The organism is Streptomyces sp. NPDC023527, from assembly GCF_055560115.1.
Genome location: NZ_JBVHJJ010000002.1, coordinates 443,856 through 461,739, shown reverse-complemented (window position 1 = coordinate 461,739; position 17,884 = coordinate 443,856). Strand labels below are relative to the sequence as shown.

Sequence of the window (17,884 nt, the reverse complement as noted above, 5' to 3'; positions counted from 1 at the left end):
ATTATTCGCCCAGGGCCGGGTTGCCTTGAAGCGGTATTCTGACCGGCTTCTTACCGATCTGATACTTCAAATAGGGTCCTTGATGGTCAAGGCGACGCATCGTCGGGTCTCCGTACTCGATGAGAATAGTCGGCTGACCCTTACGAAGGACGTATCCGCCTCCCGTAGCGGATGGGGACACCTGGCGGATCCACCCATCTCCCTTGGTCATTTCCATGACTTCCTCGACGGATGCGCCTCTCATGGACTCTGGGTTGAGCATGTCACGCACGGGAGGGACAGCCGGAGAGTCCGCATGCTTTCCACTGGTCTCGCCGGTCTTCTTCACGCACTCGTCAGGAGCCAGCCCGAGGGAATCCGAGGCCGTGTATGGGTTCGCGACATAAGCACGGTGGTTGGGAGCAGGAATAAGCCCCAGTGGATCAGGCGTCGCATACCGCGCTGCCTCGGGGTCGTAGTACCGGAAGTAGTTATAGCTCAGGCCCGTCTCAACGTCGCAGTACTGGCCCGGGAAGCGCAGCGGGCAGCCGACCGTGCCGTCCGCCGGGGCGGGGAGTCGAGTGCCCCAAAGAGTCGTACGCTGCTGCCACGCCAGAGCCCCCTCAGTCGTGACCAGTTCCGTCGGGGTGCCGACCGCATCCGTCACGACCGCGAAGAAATGGGTGGCGTGATCCACGGCCGCCTGCTCGGCGAATGCCTCGATCAGGGACTCGCCCGTCACCCGCACCAGCGGTCTGTGATCCGTCTGCGTCAGCGGACGATGCGTGCCCGGAGCGTAGTCCCACGTCGTGACTCTGCCGTCCGACGCCGTCTGCTCGGCAACCCGCGTGCCGTCCCACGAGAAGAGCGTCTCCTCGACGAGCTCCTCACCGTCCGACACCCGCCCCTTGGATATGCGGCGCCCCAGCGGGTCGTACGCATACCGCCACCGTTCGCCCTCCGGCGTCACCGCCTCCCTCAGGCGGTCATCCGCGTCCCACGCGTACGTCCACGTGTGCGTCCGGCCGTTGAGGAGCTTGCGCGTGCGGCGCGTCATGCGGCCCTGGGCGTCGTGTTCGTACGTCGTGCGACCCGCCCGGCGGATCAGCGTGCCCTCGAACTCGCGCTGGCCGGCCGAGGCATGTGCCGGGGCCACCGCGCTGGTGAGGTTGCCCGCCGCGTCGTACGCGTACCGCTCGGTCCAGCCGTGTGCGCTCACTGTCGTGACGCGCCCCGTAGCGTCAAGGTCGAAGCGACGTGTGCCCGATGTCAGTTCGCGGATCTCCCGCAGGTACCCGTCCTGGCGGTAGGCGTATTCGCGGTGCTGGAGGAGGCGTTCACCCGCCCGCACGACCTGCTTGGTGAGGCGGTCCGTCACGCCCCACTCCTGGGTGAGGGTGACGCCCTCACCCAGGCGACGCTCCGTCTCACGGCCGGCGGCGTCATAGCCGAAGCTCAACGCGCCCGCCGTGCCCCGCAGCTCCGTCGGGCGGCCCGCCGCGTCGTACGTCCACTCCGTCGTGAGCCCGGACGGTGTGACACGCTGCGTCCGGCGGCCCAGCGCGTCGTACGCGTACGTCATCGTCCGGCCGTTGACCGTCTCCGACAGGACCCGACCCAGCGCGTCCCGCTCGTAGACGACCTCCGCGTCCGCGTTCGCCGCGCGGATCAGCGCACCCGTCGCGTCGTACGCGAAAGTCGTCGTACCGCCCGCGTCATCACGCTGCTCGGTGATGCGACCCAACGAGTCCCGTATGAAGCGGATCGTTTCTCCCGCTCCGTTCGTCCGGGAGACCAGCTCACCCGCCGCGTCGACGGCGTACGAGAGCGTGCGGCCGTTGAAGTCCGTCTCCGAGGTGAGGCGGCCCGCGGCGTCGTAGTCGTACGACCACGTCAGCCCCTGCGGGTTGGTGACCTCGCTGAGGCGCAGTTCCGTGTCGTACGTGAAGCGGTACGTCGTGCCGTCCGGGCCGGTGCTGGAGGACGGCAGATCGAAGCCGCTGACCTCGTGGCTCGTGACGTTGCCCGCCGCGTCCGTGTGGGTGAGGAGGTTGCCCTCGCCGTCCCAGGTCCACGTCTCCCGTGTGCCGTCCGGGTGCTCGCGCCAGCTCGGCTTCCCCTCCGTCGTCCAGCCCATGCGGGACGTGTGACCCAACGGGTCCACCGCTTCGACGATGCGGCCGAACGCGTCCCGGCGGACGGTCGTGCTGTGGCCCAGCTGATCGGTGAGGACGAGGGGCAGGCCGGCCGGGTCGCAGGTGATCAGGCTGGTGTGGCCCAGCGCGTCCGTCACCGCGGTCAGGTGGCCCAGGTCGTCGTACGCGTAGCGGGTCACCGCGCCGGTCGGGTCCGTCGTCGTGAGGAGGTTGCCCCGCTCGTCGTACGTGTGGCGCCACGTCGCGCCCCCGGGCTCCGTGACCTCCGCCGGGCGGCACAGCGGGGTGTACGCGGCCCTGCCGGTCGTGCCGTCCGGCAGGGTGATCTCGGTGAGGTTGCCCGCCTCGTCGTACGCGTACGTCGTCGTGCGGCCCAGCGGGTCCGTGACCGCCAGCGGGTGTTCGCCCCGCTCCTCCCACCGCGTGAGCGTGACGTTGCCGAGCTGGTCGGTCTCCTCCGTCACCAGGCCGTCCGCGTTGTGCCGGAACGTGCGGTCGTGGCCGAACGAGTCCGTGACGGTCGTCGTGCGGGTCTCGTCGTCGTAGGACAGGTCACCCGTGAGGTAGCCGTCGCGGCCCTCGGTGCGGATGACGCGGCCGCGCGCGTCGTACACATAGGCGTACGACATGTCGTTGCGGTCGGTCCAGGAGGTTATTCGGTTCTCGGCGTCGTAGGTGAAGCGCAGCGGGTGGCCGCTGGAGTTGATGACCTCGGTGAGGTTGCCCGCCTCGTCGTAGCCGTAGCGGACGATGACCGTTCCGCCGACGGCGACCGACCAGGGCTTCTCGTACGGTGACGGGGGCTCGTCCAGCAAGCGGAGGGCCGTGACGCGCGGGCCCTCCGTCTCGATGGCCACGTAGTAGCCGCCGGAGTGGCGGATTGCCGTGGGGATGCCGCCGGCCGTGCGCTCGATGTCGATGCGCGCGCCGTTGTGGTCGTGCCAGCTGTCGAGGGGCAGTTGGACGGCGCCGGGGACATCCGTGGGGGCTGGGCTGCCGAAGGTTCGTACAACGCCGGTCTGTGGATCCGTGACGGTCATGACGCCGTCGGGGCGGCCGTCCCACTCCAGGGGCATGCGCGGGCCCTTGACCGGCAGCGTCGGCTCGCCGGGCTGCGGTACCGGGTAGACGAGCCGCATGCCGTCGGCCGCCACGAACACCACGCCCTCGGCGTCGAGCTGTACGCGCTCGTCGAGCGTCGACGCCCACGTGGGCCCGAACCAGCCGCCCGCCCGGAACGACGACAGGTGCGTGCGCTCGACGACCAGCGGGAGGGCTCCGGGCAGGGAGATGTCGGTCTGCGGCAGCATCATGGTGCCGGTCGCGACGTCGATCGGGTCCTGGCACTCCTTGATGTTCGCCTTGGGGCGGGCCACGAGGCCCTCTTCGAGGAGGTTGGGCCGGGCGCCCTTGAGGAGGGGGCCGATGCCGCCGACCTGGACGCTGTTCTTCGCTATGGATCCGAAGCCGCCGAAGGTGCCGCCGTAGATCATGCCGTTCTTGGCGGCGGCGTTGATGTCGTCGAGGCTGATGCCCTTCTGAAGGCCGGTGGCGATTTTGAGGTTCTGGGCAACGGCCAGGTCCACGACGACGGATTCCACGCCACCGAAGGCCGCCGCGACAAGGGTGGTCGCGGCGACTTCGGCGACCACGGTCGAAATGCTGATGCCCACGGCGGTGCCGAGCTCGATGACCGCGGTGGCGGCGGCCGCGGAGGCCGCGGAGGTCAGGCCGAAGGTGACGGCGCCCAGCGCGACGCCCGCGACGATGACCCCGGCTTCGATCCAGAGCTTCGTCTTCAGCTTCTCGACCGCCTCCTCGATGGCCTTCGCGAGCTGCTCCAGCGCATCGGCCATCTTGCGTGCCGCCGCCGGGAGGTCGTACAGCCATCCCTTTTCGCCGTTGGCGTATTGGTGCCAGAAGGTCTCGAAGGCGTCGATCGCCTCACCCTTGTTGTTGTGGATGAGGGTGCGCGCCGTCCTGTCCACGGGCCCGCGCACCTTCTCGACGCTGTCGGCGAAGGTGTTCCACGCTTTGGCGGCCTCGCGGAGCTTGCCCGGGTCGCCGTCCGGCCAGTGGAGACCGAGCTTTTCGAGGATGTTCTTGGCCTCGTCGAAGACGCTCACTTGTGGCCCTTGCCCTCGTCGCCCTTGCTCTTGGTGAACATCCCGGCGATCAGCTGGTCGTTGTCGACATGCCCGTCCGACATGTCGACCATCGCCTCATGGATGCTGACCAGGCCCAGCACAAGGACGCCGGTCGCCCGCTCGATCTCCTTCTGCTGCTTGGGGTAATCCTTCGCGAAGTCCTTGACCGCGTCGTCCCCGCCCCAGGGCTTGCCCAGCCCGTCCAGCGTGGTGACGAGCGTGGTGAGCGCCTCGCCCAGCTTGATGCTCTGCTCGTGGAAGACCGGTGCGGCCGACTTCAGGTCCGCCGTCTTGATGTCCAGGACCTTGCCACTGCCGGGGCTGTCGCCCATGCCACCGCTCCCCCACTGAGGTATGAAATGTCAGCCTCAAAAATAGTGGAGTGTCGATCACCGATCGGTCGACTGCGGGCGCGTTGCGACCAAACACTTACACGTGGTGCGTCACATCGCTCACACATGGCCCATACGTCATCAATTGACCCGAGCCCCAAGGCCCCGCGCCGACGCCCACTCCCCCGTGGTCGGCGTCGGCGCCCTCTCGCTTCACAGCATCGCGACCGACCTGGGGGCGTCGCTATAGGAAGAACTTCCTACGGCCTCCCACCGCTTTCCCTGCAGCCTCCCTACGGCACCAGCCCCGCGTGCCTGGCCTGGACCACCGTCGACACACGGTTGTTCGTGCCGAGTTTGCGGTAGATCTTCTCCAGGTGGCGGTTGACCGTGTGCGGGGAGATCGTGAGGCGGCGGCCGATGACGTCGGCGGTCAGTCCCTCGGCGACGAGGCCCAGGACCGTCTGCTCACGCGGTGTCAGACCATGTTCGGCGGGGGTCACCAGGCCGGATTCGGAGGGTGGCGCCGCGGTGCGCAGGCGCGTCAGTTCCTGTACGTGGTTGTCCGCGCTCACCAGCAGCGGCTGGATGCGTGCGGCGAAGGCGAGTTCGCGCGCGCTGAAGTCCCTTCCCTTGCGGCCGAGCGACACCGCTCGTATGCCGCCGTCGCCGGTCGGCAGGGGCAGGGGCAGGCCCAGCTGGCGCGTCGTGCCGAAGTCGTGGCGCGCTTCGCTGTAGCACTCGGTGTTGCGCCAGTTGTCGCAGATCTGGTTCATGGTCACCGGGTGCGACCCGCCGGCGCTCAGATAGTGGAGCAGGGGGTGGCTCTGCCGCCTCCGGCGCTGGACCAGCTCGTCCAGGGAAGGTCCGATCGACGCGGGGGCCCAGCCGTCGGCCTGACCCGCGGTCGGCCGCCGCGGCTCGATCCTCACCTGGATCACCGTGCCGCAGCCGAACGTTTCGAGCAGGTGCGCGGCGATCAACTGCCGCAACGAATCCGGCTCATCGCTTTCGAGAACGGCGACGGCGAGGTCGAGCATCCGCTCGTAATCCCGGGAACGAAGGTGCGACATGAACAGTGCATCCCCAAAAACGGCATACCTTGATCCGACGCCCGCCCCCGTTCAGGCTCTTCCGATGAATCCGGCCGACTTCCACGGCCGGACGCCGGGACTACGACCAGCGTCCCGTGCGGCCCAGCAGCAGTGCCGTCGCCGCCGTGCCCGCCGTCGACGTCCGCAGGACGCTCGGCCCCAGGCGGTACGGTTTCGCGCCCGCCTCGGCGAACGCCGTGAGCTCTTCCGGGGACACGCCGCCCTCGGGGCCGACGACCAGCACGATGTTGCCCGTGGCCGGGAGTTCGGCCGTGGCCAGGGGCGTGCTGGAACCCTCCTCGTGGAGGACCGCCGCGAACGCGGCGTCCGCCAGCAGCGTGGCGACCTGCTTGGTCGTCAGCGGGTCGGACACCGGCGGGAAGCGCAGACGCCGTGACTGCTTGCCCGCCTCGCGGGCCGTCGCGCGCCACTTGCTCAGCGCCTTCGCGCCGCGCTCGGCCTTCCACTGGGTGATGCAACGCGCCGCCGACCAGGGGACGATCGCGTCGACACCCGTCTCCGTCATGGTCTCGACCGCCAGCTCGCCGCGGTCGCCCTTCGGCAGGGCCTGGACCACCGTGATGTGGGGCTCCGGCAGCGGCTCGGCACGGATCGACGTGACGGCGACGTCGAGGCGGTCCTTGCCCTCGACGGCGGCCACGGTGCCGAACGCGCCCGTGCCCGCGCCGTCCGTCAGGACGATCTCCTCGCCCACCCGCAGGCGGCGGACCGATACCGCGTGGCGTCCCTCCGGTCCGGCGAGCGGGAAGACGGTGCCGGGGAAGACGCCCGTGAGGGCATCCTCCTCGACCAGGAAGACCGGCGCTGTCATGACTCGCTCCCTCGCAGCTCACTGCCCTGCCGACCCTGCGGGCCGGACGTCAAGGACGCCCGTGCCGCGTCCAGTTCACCGGCCAGCACCTCGACCAGCCGGCCCGCCGGCAGGGGGCGTGCCAGCCGGTGGCCCTGGCCCGCCCACAGGTTCATGGCCTGCGGATCGCCCAGCGCCGCGGCCGCCTTGCGCAGGCCGGACGTGAGGTAGTGGACCTGGGGGTACGCGGCGGGGGCGTACGGGCCGTGCTCCCGGATGAAACGGTTCACCAGGCCACGGGCCGGACGGCCGGAGAAGGCACGCGTCAACTCGGTGCCGACGAACAACGGGTCGGTCATGGCCTGCTTGTGCAGGGCGTGCGCACCCGACTCCGGGCAGACCAGGAAGGCGGTGCCCAGCTGCGCCGCGGACGCGCCGGCGGCCAGCACGGCCGCGATCTGCGCGCCGCGCATCAGGCCGCCCGCCGCGATCATGGGGACCCGTACGGCCTCGCGGACCTCGGCGAGCAGGGACAGCAGGCCGACGCCCGCGCCCGCGCCGTCCAGGTGCGGGTCGTCGCGGTGGGTGCCCTGGTGGCCGCCGGCCTCGATGCCCTGGACACAGACCGCGTCCGCGCCCGCCTGCTCCGCGGCCCGCGCCTCGGCGGCCGACGTCACGGTCACCACCGTCAGCGTGCCGACCTCGGCCAGCGACTCCACGACCGCGGCGGTCGGGCAGCCGAAGGTGAAGGAGACCAGCGGAACCGGGTCGTCGAGGAGGATCGCGAGCTTGGCGTCGTACGCGTCGTCGCAGCCCTGGTCGGGGTCGCCGAGCGGCGTCTCGTACCAGGCGGCCTCGCCGGCCAGCTGCTCGGCGTAGACCTCGACGGCGGCCGGGTCGGCGGCGGGGGGCTGCGGCATGAAGAGGTTCACGCCGAAGGGCTTGGTGGTACGGGCGCGGAGCTGCTTGATCTCCTCGTACATCGCGGCCGGCGTCTTGTAACCGGCGGCGAGGCAGCCGAGGCCGCCGGCTTCGGAGACGGCCGCGGCGAGCGGCGGGCCGGAGGCGCCGCCGGCCATGGGGGCCTGCACGATCGGGTGCCGGTGCAGACCGGTCAGCGCGGCCGCCCCCCTGGATTCAAAAGCCATGACCACATCGTGTCACAGGACGATGTGGTCGTCGGCCCTGCCGGACGGGCGTTCCCGGGGCTCCGCCCCGGGCCGCGGCCCACGAAAACGGGGCGGTCCGGAAGATCCGGCCCGCCCCGCTTACGAAGAGACGTCTACCGCCCGTTGAACGCGTCCTTCAACCGCGAGAACAGGCCCTGCTGGCCCGGCTTGAACTCGCCCATCGGGCGCTCCTCGCCGCGCAGCTTCGCGAGCTGGCGCAGGAGGTCCTCCTGCTGCGGGTCGAGCTTGCTCGGGGTGATCACCTCGACGTGGACGACGAGGTCACCGCGGCCGCCGCCGCGCAGGTGCGTGACGCCGCGCTGGTGCAGCGGGATCGACTGGCCCGACTGCGTGCCCGGCCGGATGTCGATCTCCTCGACGCCGTCCAGGGTCTCCAGCGGCACCTTGGTGCCGAGAGCCGCGGCCGTCATCGGGAGGGTGACCGTGCAGTGCAGGTCGTCGCCGCGCCGCTGGAAGGTCGGGTGCGGGGTCTCGTGGATCTCGACGTAGAGGTCGCCGGCGGGGCCGCCGCCGGGGCCGACCTCGCCCTCGCCCGCGAGCTGGATGCGGGTGCCGTTGTCGACGCCGGCCGGGATCTTGACGGTCAGCGTGCGGCGCGAGCGAACACGGCCGTCGCCGGCGCACTCCGGGCACGGGGTCGGCACCACGGTGCCGAAGCCCTGGCACTGCGGGCACGGCCGGGAGGTCATGACCTGGCCCAGGAAGGAGCGGGTGACCTGCGAGACCTCGCCGCGGCCGCGGCACATGTCACAGGTCTGCGCGGAGGTACCGGGGGCCGCGCCCTCGCCGCTGCACGTGGTGCAGACGACGGCGGTGTCGACCTGGATCTCCTTGGTCGTGCCGAAGGCGGCCTCGTCGAGGGTCACTTCGAGACGGATCATGGCGTCCTGGCCGCGGCGGGTGCGCGAGCGCGGACCGCGCTGCGACGCCTGGCCGAAGAAGGCGTCCATGATGTCGGAGAAGTTGCCGAAGCCCGCGCCGAAACCACCGGCGCCGCCACCGCCACCGCCGGACGCGGAGAGCGGGTCGCCACCGAGGTCGTAGACCTGCTTCTTCTGCGGGTCCGAGAGCACCTCGTAAGCGGCGTTGATCTCCTTGAACCGCTCCTGCGTCTTGGGGTCCGGATTGACGTCCGGGTGCAGCTCGCGGGCGAGGCGGCGGAAGGCCTTCTTGATCTCGTCCTGCGAGGCATCACGCCGTACGCCCAGGACCGCGTAGTAGTCCGTGGCCACTTACGACTCCGCCAGGATCTGTCCGACGTAACGTGCCACTGCGCGTACCGCTCCCATCGTTCCGGGGTAGTCCATGCGGGTCGGTCCGACCACGCCGAGTTTGGCGACTGCCTCGTCGCCCGAACCGTAGCCGACGGCGACGACCGATGTGGAGTTCAATCCCTCATGAGCGTTCTCATGACCGATTCGCACCGTCATGCCCGAATCCGTGGCCTCGCCGAGCAGCTTCAGCAGGACGACCTGCTCCTCCAACGCCTCCAGCACGGGCCGGATCGTCAGCGGGAAGTCGTGACCGAAGCGGGTGAGATTGGCGGTACCGCCGATTATCAGCCGCTCCTCGGTCTCCTCGACCAGCGTCTCCAGCAGGGTCGCGAGGACCGTGGAAACGGTTCCCCGGTCCTCCTGCTCGAAGGACTCGGTGAGGTCCTGCACCAGCTGGGGCACATCCGCGAACCGCCGCCCGACGACCCGGCTGTTGAGCCGCGCCCGCAGGTCCGCGAGCGAGGTCTCCCCTATCGGCGCCGGGCAGTCGACCAGGCGCTGCTCGACCCGGCCGGTGTCCGTGATCAGGACGAGCATGACGCGGGCGGGAGCGAGCGAGAGCAGCTCCACGTGGCGCACGGTCGAGCGGGTCAGCGACGGATACTGCACCACCGCGACCTGCCGGGTCAGCTGCGCCAGCAGCCGGACCGTGCGGCCCACGACGTCGTCGAGGTCGACCGCGCCGTCGAGGAAGTTCTGGATGGCACGCCGCTCCGGCGTCGACAGCGGCTTGACGCCCGCCAGCTTGTCGACGAAGAGGCGGTAGCCCTTGTCGGTCGGGATGCGGCCGGCGCTCGTGTGGGGCTGGGCGATGAAGCCCTCGTCCTCCAGCGCGGCCATGTCATTGCGCACCGTGGCCGGGGACACGCCCAGGCGGTGCCGCTCGGTGAGGGCCTTGGAGCCGACGGGCTCCTCGGTGCCCACATAGTCCTGGACGATGGCGCGCAACACTTCGAGCCTGCGTTCGCTCAGCACCGCGCGCACCTCCAGTCCACCGTCTTACGGGGTCCTTCCCTGGCACTCAAAGGTCACGAGTGCCAGATCCCTCCAGCCAGTGTACGGCCGTGCACCACGGCCAGGGCAAGAGCCGTCCCCGCCGCGTGCCCGACCCACACCCGCGGTATGCCCACCGGGCGGGCAACGGTACCGCGCTCCGGCTAGCGTCCTGGTATGGAAAGCCATCAGGCGACAGCGCGTTGGGAACGGCTCGCGCCAGGGGTCGCACGCCGCAGAATGCCCGTGTGGGACGCCACGATCGGGGTGATCGCGGGTGAGACGGGCGTGCTGCTCGTGGACACCGGATCGACCGTACGGGAGGGCGCGGAGGTCCGCCGGGAGGTGGACGGGCTCTTCGGCCGCACAGTGACGCATATCGCTCTCACACATCCGCACTTCGACCATGTCTTCGGCACCGCCGCGTTCTCGGGGGCGCGGGTGTACGGGGCGGTCGGGCTCGACGACCTGCTCGCGCGCGAGCGCGACGAGCTGCGCCGGGACGCGGTGCGGCACGGCATGGCGCCCGAGGCCGCCGACGAGGCCGTCGAGCTGCTCGTACGCCCCCAACACCTGGTCTCCGGCGAGCTCACCCTCGACCTGGGCGGCGGCCGGCAGGCGCTGCTGGCCAATGTCGGACCGGGCCACACCGCGCACGACCTGGTGGTGCTCGTCGCGGGCTCGGGCGGGGCGCCCGAGGTCGTGTTCTGCGGCGACCTGGTCGAGGAGTCCGGCGAGCCGCAGGCGGGCCCGGACGCGCTCCCCCGGCAGTGGCCGGCGGCGCTGGACCGGCTGTTGGCGCTGGGCGGCGAGGACGCGGTGTACGTGCCGGGGCACGGGGCGGTGGTGGACGCCGGGTACGTGCGGCGGCAGCGGGACGCGCTGGCGGAGCGTTTCGGCGTGGCGTGAGCGCGGGGGCCGTGGCGTGAGCGCGGAGACCCTGGCGTGAGCGCGAGGGCCGTCTCGCGGGGTCTGGGACGCGGCCCCTTCCGTGATCCACAATGGCCCGCATGCGCAGCAGAGAGTACGGGCCCGATCTGACCCCGCCCTGGAAGAAGAACACCCCCGCCCCCGAGGTCGCGGCCGAACCCGATCTCGTCGTCGAGGAGGTCACCACGGGCTTCTGCGGCGCCGTGATCCGCTGTGAGAAGACGGCGCAGGGACCGACCGTCACCCTGGAGGACCGCTTCGGCAAGCACCGGGTGTTCCCGATGGAGCCGCGCGGGTTCCTCCTGGAGGGGCGCGTCGTCACGCTCGTACGCCCGAGCGCGCAGGGCCCCCGCACGCCGCAGCGGACCGCGTCCGGCTCCATCGCACTACCCGGTGCGCGGGCGCGGGTGGCACGCGCCGGGCGCATCTATGTCGAGGGGCGCCACGACGCGGAGCTCGTGGAGCGGGTCTGGGGTGACGACCTGCGCATCGAGGGCGTGGTCGTGGAGTACCTGGAGGGCATCGACGACCTGCCGGCCATCGTGCGCTCCTTCGCCCCGGGCCCGGATGCGCGGCTGGGGGTCCTGGTCGACCACCTCGTACCGGGCTCGAAGGAGTCCCGGATCGCGGCGGAGGTGACGGGCGAACACGTGCTGGTCGTGGGCCACCCGTACATCGACGTGTGGGAGGCGGTGAAGCCGTCCTCGGTGGGCATCGCGGGGTGGCCGCGGGTGCCGCGGGGGCAGGACTGGAAGACGGGCGTGTGCGGGGCGCTGGGGTGGCCGGCGAACACGGGGGCCGCTTGGCAGCGGATTCTGGGCTGCGTGCGGTCGTACAAGGACCTGGAGCCGGAGCTTCTGGGGCGGGTGGAGGAGCTGATCGACTTTGTGACGGTGGTCGATTAGGTGCTGGGAAGGCTCCGCAGCATGGACGTGTCCAGGGTGAGGTCGAGCGCGTCGATACGCAGCGAGTCTCCGAACTTGCATGTGCGCTGGTTCAGGTAACTCGCCTCATCGCCGACACCTGTGGGTTCGGTGAGCAGGAGACAGCTGGACTTGATCGGATCCACGATCAAATACGCGGGCACCCGCCCGGCCGCGTACATGGAGGACTTGAGCGAATAGTCGCGGTAGACGCTGCTCTTCGAAACCACCTCCATGACCAAAGTGACCGCCGGTGCGGGGATGATGCGACTGGAGTCCTCGATCTCTTCGGGGCCGACCACCACAAGATCCGGGATCGGCTCACTCGCTTCACCCGGGATGGTGATGTCCTGCGTCTGGAGCGGATACCAGCGATCAGAAAGGATCTGCCTCTGAACGAAGAGGACGTTCATGTTGTGCACCTTGCCAGGCGCCGACATCATCACGATTTCCCCCCGCAGCAGCTCAGCTCGCCAGCCCTCGGGAGCCTCGAAGTTCTCGAAGAACTCGATCTTCCTTCGGTCGTCCACAGCGGTCATCTCCGTGGTCCTCCACATCTGCCGCGTGCGTATAGCGGCAGCCTATGGACAGGTTAGGCGGGCCTGTGGCCCATGCGCGTCAGTTCACCCGAACAGGTGATCAGTCCACCAGATCACGGACTACGGCGTCCGCCAGCAGCCGCCCCCGCAGCGTCAGGACCGCGCGCCCCGCCTCGTACCGCTCGGCCTGGAGCAGCCCGTCCGCCAGCGCCTTCGCCGCCGCGCGGGCCCCCGCGGGCTTGAGCAGATCCAGCGGGCAGCCCTCCAGCAGCCGCAGCTCCAGCAGGATCCGCTCCACCCGCCGGTCCTCGTCCGGCAGGACCTCGCGGCCCGCGCCCGGGGAGCGCCCCTCGCTCAGGGCCTGCGCGTACGCGCCCGGGTGCTTGACGTTCCACCACCGCACGCCCCCTACGTGCGAGTGCGCCCCCGGGCCGGCGCCCCACCAGTCGGCGCCGCGCCAGTAGAGCTCGTTGTGGCGGCAGCGGCCGGCGTCGTCGGTGGCCCAGTTGGACACCTCGTACCAGCTGTAGCCCGCGGCCGTGAGCATGTCCTCGGCGATCAGATAGCGGTCGGCGTGGACGTCGTCGTCGGTCATGGGGACCTCGCCGCGGCGGATGCGCCGGGCGAGCTGGGTGCCCTCCTCGACGATCAGGGCGTACGCCGAGACGTGGTCCGGGCCGGCGCCGATCGCGGCGGACAGCGAGGCCCGCCAGTCGTCGTCGGACTCTCCCGGCGTGCCGTAGATCAGGTCGAGGTTGACGTGCTCGAAACCGGCGGCCCGCGCCTCCGCGACGCACGCCTCCGGGCGGCCCGGGGTGTGCGTACGGTCGAGGATCTTCAGGACGTGCTGTCGGGCGCTCTGCATGCCGAAGGAGATCCGGTTGAAGCCGCCCTCGCGCAGTTCCGCGAGATAGCGGGGGTCGACGGACTCCGGGTTGGCCTCGGTGGTGATCTCCGCACCGTCGGCGAAGCCGAATTCGTCGCGGATGGCGGCGAGCATCCGTACGAGATCGGCGGCGGGCAGCAGCGTGGGCGTGCCGCCGCCGACGAAGACGGTCTCGACGGGGCGCGGGTCGTCGCCCAGCACCTTCCGCGCGAGGCGGATCTCCTCGACGAGCGTGGCGGCGTAGTTGTCCCGGGAGGCCAGCGCCCCGCCGGAGCCGCGCAGCTCGGTCGCGGTGTAGGTGTTGAAGTCGCAGTACCCGCAGCGTGTCGCGCAGTACGGCACGTGCAGGTAGAACCCGAGGGGCCGCTGCCCGGCGCCCTGGAGGGCGTGGCGGGGCAGTGCCCCGTCCTCGGGCATGGGTTCGCCGTCAGGCAGTACGGAAGGCATGGGTCCATTGTCCGGCATCGGCCGGCCGAACCCGCCTCCTCGTCGCCGCCGGCCGGCTCAGCTCTCCCGGGTGCCCACGTACATCTCCTCGATCAGGTGCTTGTACTCGCGCTCCACGACCGGCCGCTTGAGCTTGAGGCTGGGGGTGAGCTCACCGTGCTCGACGTCGAGGTCGCGCGGCAGCAGCCGGAACTTCTTGATCGTCTGCCAGCGCTGGAGGCCCTCGTTGAGCCGCCGCACATAGCCGTCGATGAGCTCCTCGGTCTCCTTGGCGGCGACCACCTCGGCGTACGACTTGCCCGCCAGGCCGTGCTCCTCGGCCCAGGTCATGATGGACGGCTCGTCGAGGGCGATCAGGGCGGTGCAGAAGTTACGGTCCGCGCCGTGCACCAGGATGTTGGAGACGAAGGGGCAGACGACCTTGAACTGGCCCTCGACCTCGGCGGGCGCGACGTACTTGCCGCCCGAGGTCTTGATCAGGTCCTTCTTGCGGTCGGTGATGCGCAGATAGCCGTCGGAGGACAGCTCGCCGATGTCGCCGGTGTGGAACCAGCCGTCGGGTTCGAGGACCTCGGCCGTCTTCTCGGGCAGCCCGTGGTAACCGGCCATGATGGCGGGGCCGCGCAGCAGGATCTCCCCGTCGTCGGCGATGCGGACCTCGGTGCCGGGCAGCGGCTTGCCGACGGTGCCGGTGCGGTACGCCTCGCCGGGGTTGACGAAGCTGGCGGCGCTGGTCTCGGTGAGGCCGTAGCCCTCCAGGATGTGGATGCCGGCACCGGAGAAGAAGAAGCCGAGGTCGGGGGCGAGGGCGGACGCGCCGGAGACACAGGCGCGCAGGCGGCCGCCGAACGCCTCGCGGATCTTGGCGTAGACGAGCGCGTCGGCGATCTTGTGCTTGGTGGCCAGGCCGAAGGGCACGGAGCTGTTGCCGGTGCGCTGGAAGTTGTCCTGGGAGACCTTGCCGTACTCGCGGGCGATCTCGGCGGCCCACTGGAAGATCTTGTACTTGGCGCCGCCGCCCTCGCGCGCCTTGGCCGCGATGCCGTTGTAGACCTTCTCGAAGATCCGGGGCACGGCGGCCATGTAGGTGGGGCGGACGACCGGCAGATTCTCGATGATCTTGTCGACCCGGCCGTCCACGGCGGTGACGTGCCCGGTGCTGATGTGGCTGACGGTCAGCACCTTGCCGAAGACGTGGGCGAGCGGCAGCCAGAGGTACTGCACATCGGTGGAGAGCACCAGCCCCTGCACCTGGACGGCGCGTGCGATGTAGGACCAGGCGTCCTGGGGCAGCAGTACGCCCTTGGGGCGGCCGGTGGTGCCCGAGGTGTAGATCAGGGTCGCGAGCTGGTCGGGGCGCAGGGCCTTGATGCGGTCCCGCACGGCGTCCGGCTCGGACTCCAGATACGCGGTGCCGCGCCGCTCCAGCTCGGCGAGGGAGAGCACCCAACCGTCCGGGTCGCCCTCGGCGGGGACGGCGTCCTCGGCGTCGATGACGATGACGTGGGCGAGTCCGGGCAGGTCGGCGCGGTGCTCGCGGGCCTTGGCGAGCTGCGCGGCGTCCTCGGCGATCAGCACCCGGCTCTCCGAGTCGGAGAGGATGAAGGCCGTCTCCTCCGCGTTGGTGCTGGGGTAGATCGTGGTGGTCGCGGCGCCGGAACAGAGCACTCCGAGGTCCGAGAGGATCCAGTCCACCCGGGTGGAGGCGGCCAGGGAGACGCGCTCCTGCGGGCGGACGCCGAGGTCGATGAGGCCGGCGGCGATGGCGAGGACGCGGTCGGCGGCCTGGCGCCAGGTCAGCGAGGCCCAGTCGTCGGGGCCCTGGCCGGAGGGCGCGGGAACCGGGTAGCGGTAGGCCTCCGCGTCGGGCGTCTCCTCGACGCGTTCGAGGAAGATCGTCGCCACGGAGGGCGGCCGGCTCTCGATCAAAGCCTGTGTCTCGGTCACGGCATCCTCCGGGGCCCGATTGTTGCTGGTGACTCGCGAGTAACCTTGAAGCTTTGATCAGACTAGGGCCCATGAGGCCCTTGCGTAAGAGTCTGTAGTTGCCTTGTCGAAGCTGTGACCCACACGGTAGGTGTCAACTGCACACACCCGCGCCGAGCTGGGCGTTCCGGATACGGCGAGCGCCCGCCCCCGGAGCGGGGACGGGCGCGGGCGGCCGTACGGGGTGGATCTACGCGGCCATTTCCTGCCCTTGTGGATCTACCCGTTGGTGGATCTACCCGTTACTTCTTGCCCTTGTCCGGGCTGTCGGAGTCCGAGGACAGCACCGCGATGAAGGCCTCCTGGGGGACCTCCACGTTGCCGACCATCTTCATCCGCTTCTTGCCCTCCTTCTGCTTCTCCAGCAGCTTGCGCTTACGGGAGATGTCGCCGCCGTAGCACTTGGCGAGGACGTCCTTGCGGATCGCGCGGACCGTCTCACGGGCGATGACCCGCGAGCCGATCGCCGCCTGGATCGGCACCTCGAAGTTCTGCCGCGGGATGAGCTCTCGCAGCTTGGCGACGAGCCGTACGCCGTACGCGTACGCCTTGTCCTTGTGCGTGATCGCGGAGAACGCGTCGACCTTGTCGCCGTGCAGCAGGATGTCGACCTTGACCAGGCTGGCCTGCTGCTCGCCGGTGGGCTCGTAGTCGAGGGAGGCGTAGCCGCGGGTCTTGGACTTCAGCTGGTCGAAGAAGTCGAAGACGATCTCGGCGAGCGGAAGGGTGTAGCGCAGCTCGACGCGGTCCTCGGAGAGGTAGTCCATGCCCAGCAGCGAGCCGCGGCGGGACTGGCAGAGCTCCATGATCGCGCCGACGAACTCGTTGGGCGCCAGGACGGTCGCCCTGACGACCGGCTCGTGCACCTCGGCGATCTTCCCCTCGGGGAACTCGCTCGGGTTGGTGACGATGTGCTCGGCGCCGTCCTCCATCTTCACGCGGTACACCACGTTGGGCGCGGTGGCGATGAGGTCGAGACCGAACTCCCGCTCCAGGCGCTCACGGATGACGTCCAGGTGCAGCAGGCCCAGGAAGCCGACGCGGAAGCCGAAGCCGAGGGCGGCCGAGGTCTCCGGCTCGTAGACGAGCGCGGCGTCGTTGAGCTGGAGCTTGTCGAGGGCCTCGCGCAGCTCGGGGTAGTCCGAGCCGTCCAGCGGATAGAGGCCGGAGAACACCATCGGCTTGGGGTCCTTGTAGCCGCCCAGGGCCTCGGTGGCGCCCTTGGTGAAGGAGGTGATCGTGTCACCGACCTTGGACTGCCGGACGTCCTTCACACCGGTGATGATGTAGCCCACCTCGCCGACACCGAGGCCGTCGGAGGGCGTCATCTCGGGCGAGGAGACGCCGATCTCCAGCAGCTCGTGGGTGGCGCCGGTCGACATCATCTTGATGCGCTCGCGCTTCTTCAGCTCGCCGTCCACGACCCTGACGTAGGTGACCACGCCACGGTAGGAGTCATAGACGGAGTCGAAGATCATCGCGCGGGCGGGGGCGTCCTTGACGCCGACCGGGGCCGGGACCTCGGCCACGACCTTGTCGAGCAGCGCGTCGACGCCGACGCCGGTCTTCGCGGAGACCTTGAGGACCTCGGACGGGTCGCAGCCGATCAGGTGCGCCAGCTCGGCGGCGAACTTCTCGGGCTGGGCGGCCGGCAGGTCGATCTTGTTGAGGACCGGGATGATCGTGAGGTCGTTCTCCATCGCCAGGTAGAGGTTGGCGAGGGTCTGGGCCTCGATGCCCTGGGCGGCGTCCACCAGGAGGACACAGCCCTCGCACGCGGCGAGGGAGCGGGAGACCTCGTAGGTGAAGTCGACGTGGCCCGGGGTGTCGATCATGTTGAGGATGTGGGTGTTGCTCTTGTCCTCGGTGGGTGCCCAGGGCAGACGGACGGCCTGGGACTTGATCGTGATGCCGCGCTCGCGCTCGATGTCCATCCGGTCGAGGTACTGCGCGCGCATCTGTCGCTGGTCGACCACGCCGGTCAGCTGGAGCATCCGGTCGGCGAGCGTCGACTTGCCATGGTCGATGTGCGCGATGATGCAGAAGTTACGGATCAGAGCCGGGTCGGTACGGCTCGGCTCCGGCACGTTGGTAGGGGTCGCGGGCACGCAGGATCCATTCGGTGACTTCGGCGTTTGAACGCTGGTCTCGGCGGGAGTCGGGTATACGACTCCCCCATGGTCCCACGAGCGGCGGC

At 70.0% G+C, this 17,884-nt stretch carries 13 protein-coding genes; 2 read left to right on the top strand and 11 right to left on the bottom strand.

Translation table 11 applies throughout. The features are described from left to right. Position 1: 1 nt before the first annotated feature. From ACZ303_RS05550 to hrcA, 7 genes are all read right to left on the bottom strand, one after another. The gene (locus ACZ303_RS05550; RefSeq protein WP_467335310.1) at positions 2 to 4,261 is read right to left on the bottom strand and encodes a DUF6531 domain-containing protein; all 4,260 of its coding nucleotides are present in this window, start codon (positions 4,259 to 4,261) and stop codon (positions 2 to 4) included. Next, positions 4,258 to 4,614 carry a WXG100 family type VII secretion target gene (locus tag ACZ303_RS05545; RefSeq protein WP_467335308.1) on the bottom strand — a complete coding sequence of 119 codons (357 nt, stop codon included), beginning with the start codon at positions 4,612 to 4,614 and terminating at the stop codon, positions 4,258 to 4,260. The genes ACZ303_RS05550 and ACZ303_RS05545 overlap by 4 nt, the downstream gene beginning before the upstream one ends. Before the next feature lie 293 nt (positions 4,615 to 4,907). After that, positions 4,908 to 5,687: a helix-turn-helix transcriptional regulator gene (locus tag ACZ303_RS05540; RefSeq protein ID WP_467335306.1), complete on the bottom strand. Its 780-nt coding sequence runs from the start codon at positions 5,685 to 5,687 to the stop codon at positions 4,908 to 4,910. Positions 5,688 to 5,787: 100 nt separating this feature from the next. Further along, entirely contained in the window at positions 5,788 to 6,540 is a 753-nt protein-coding gene (locus ACZ303_RS05535) for a 16S rRNA (uracil(1498)-N(3))-methyltransferase (protein WP_467335304.1), read from the bottom strand. Beyond that, on the bottom strand, positions 6,537 to 7,667 hold the full coding sequence (locus tag ACZ303_RS05530; protein WP_467335302.1) for a nitronate monooxygenase: 1,131 nt from the start codon (positions 7,665 to 7,667) through the stop codon (positions 6,537 to 6,539). Before ACZ303_RS05530 ends, ACZ303_RS05535 begins: the two co-directional genes overlap by 4 nt. Positions 7,668 to 7,801: 134 nt before the next feature. Further along, the gene (gene dnaJ / locus ACZ303_RS05525; RefSeq protein ID WP_467335300.1) at positions 7,802 to 8,941 is read right to left on the bottom strand and encodes a molecular chaperone DnaJ; all 1,140 of its coding nucleotides are present in this window, start codon (positions 8,939 to 8,941) and stop codon (positions 7,802 to 7,804) included. Further along, positions 8,942 to 9,958, bottom strand: a complete 1,017-nt coding sequence (hrcA, locus tag ACZ303_RS05520) for a heat-inducible transcriptional repressor HrcA (RefSeq protein ID WP_467335298.1) — start codon at positions 9,956 to 9,958, stop codon at positions 8,942 to 8,944. 258 nt (positions 9,959 to 10,216) lie between these two features. Between hrcA and ACZ303_RS05515 the strand changes: the two genes are divergently transcribed. Together ACZ303_RS05515 and ACZ303_RS05510 are read left to right on the top strand one after the other, a co-directional pair. After that, the gene (locus tag ACZ303_RS05515) at positions 10,217 to 10,885 is read left to right on the top strand and encodes an MBL fold metallo-hydrolase (RefSeq protein WP_467335297.1); all 669 of its coding nucleotides are present in this window, start codon (positions 10,217 to 10,219) and stop codon (positions 10,883 to 10,885) included. Between the two features lie 101 nt (positions 10,886 to 10,986). Continuing rightward, complete coding sequence (locus ACZ303_RS05510; RefSeq protein WP_467335295.1) at positions 10,987 to 11,811, top strand: DUF3097 domain-containing protein; 825 nt, start codon at positions 10,987 to 10,989, stop codon at positions 11,809 to 11,811. Here ACZ303_RS05510 and ACZ303_RS05505 read toward each other — a convergent pair. The 4 genes from ACZ303_RS05505 to lepA form a co-directional block, all read right to left on the bottom strand. Then, a complete protein-coding gene (locus ACZ303_RS05505; protein ID WP_467335293.1) occupies positions 11,808 to 12,368 on the bottom strand; it encodes a Uma2 family endonuclease in 561 nt (186 codons plus the stop codon). The genes ACZ303_RS05510 and ACZ303_RS05505 overlap by 4 nt on opposite strands. Before the next feature lie 100 nt (positions 12,369 to 12,468). Further along, on the bottom strand, positions 12,469 to 13,701 hold the full coding sequence (hemW, locus tag ACZ303_RS05500) for a radical SAM family heme chaperone HemW (protein WP_467335291.1): 1,233 nt from the start codon (positions 13,699 to 13,701) through the stop codon (positions 12,469 to 12,471). Positions 13,702 to 13,758: 57 nt separating this feature from the next. Then, entirely contained in the window at positions 13,759 to 15,648 is a 1,890-nt protein-coding gene (locus ACZ303_RS05495; RefSeq protein ID WP_467335289.1) for an AMP-dependent synthetase/ligase, read from the bottom strand. Between the two features lie 281 nt (positions 15,649 to 15,929). Further along, a complete protein-coding gene (gene lepA / locus ACZ303_RS05490) occupies positions 15,930 to 17,795 on the bottom strand; it encodes a translation elongation factor 4 (RefSeq protein WP_467335288.1) in 1,866 nt (621 codons plus the stop codon). Between the last annotated feature and the right edge of the window lie 89 nt (positions 17,796 to 17,884).

Excerpts from the sequence above, each read along its gene's own strand:
- ACZ303_RS05545 (WP_467335308.1), bottom strand. The coding sequence starts at position 4,614 with ATGGGCGACAGCCCCGGCAGTGGCAAGGTCCTGGACATCAAGACGGCG.
- ACZ303_RS05540 (WP_467335306.1), bottom strand. The coding sequence starts at position 5,687 with ATGTCGCACCTTCGTTCCCGGGATTACGAGCGGATGCTCGACCTCGCC.
- ACZ303_RS05535 (WP_467335304.1), bottom strand. The coding sequence starts at position 6,540 with ATGACAGCGCCGGTCTTCCTGGTCGAGGAGGATGCCCTCACGGGCGTC.
- ACZ303_RS05530 (WP_467335302.1), bottom strand. The coding sequence starts at position 7,667 with ATGGCTTTTGAATCCAGGGGGGCGGCCGCGCTGACCGGTCTGCACCGG.
- ACZ303_RS05515 (WP_467335297.1), top strand. The coding sequence starts at position 10,217 with ATGCCCGTGTGGGACGCCACGATCGGGGTGATCGCGGGTGAGACGGGC.
- ACZ303_RS05510 (WP_467335295.1), top strand. The coding sequence starts at position 10,987 with ATGCGCAGCAGAGAGTACGGGCCCGATCTGACCCCGCCCTGGAAGAAG.
- ACZ303_RS05505 (WP_467335293.1), bottom strand. The coding sequence starts at position 12,368 with ATGACCGCTGTGGACGACCGAAGGAAGATCGAGTTCTTCGAGAACTTC.
- hemW (WP_467335291.1), bottom strand. The coding sequence starts at position 13,701 with ATGCCTTCCGTACTGCCTGACGGCGAACCCATGCCCGAGGACGGGGCA.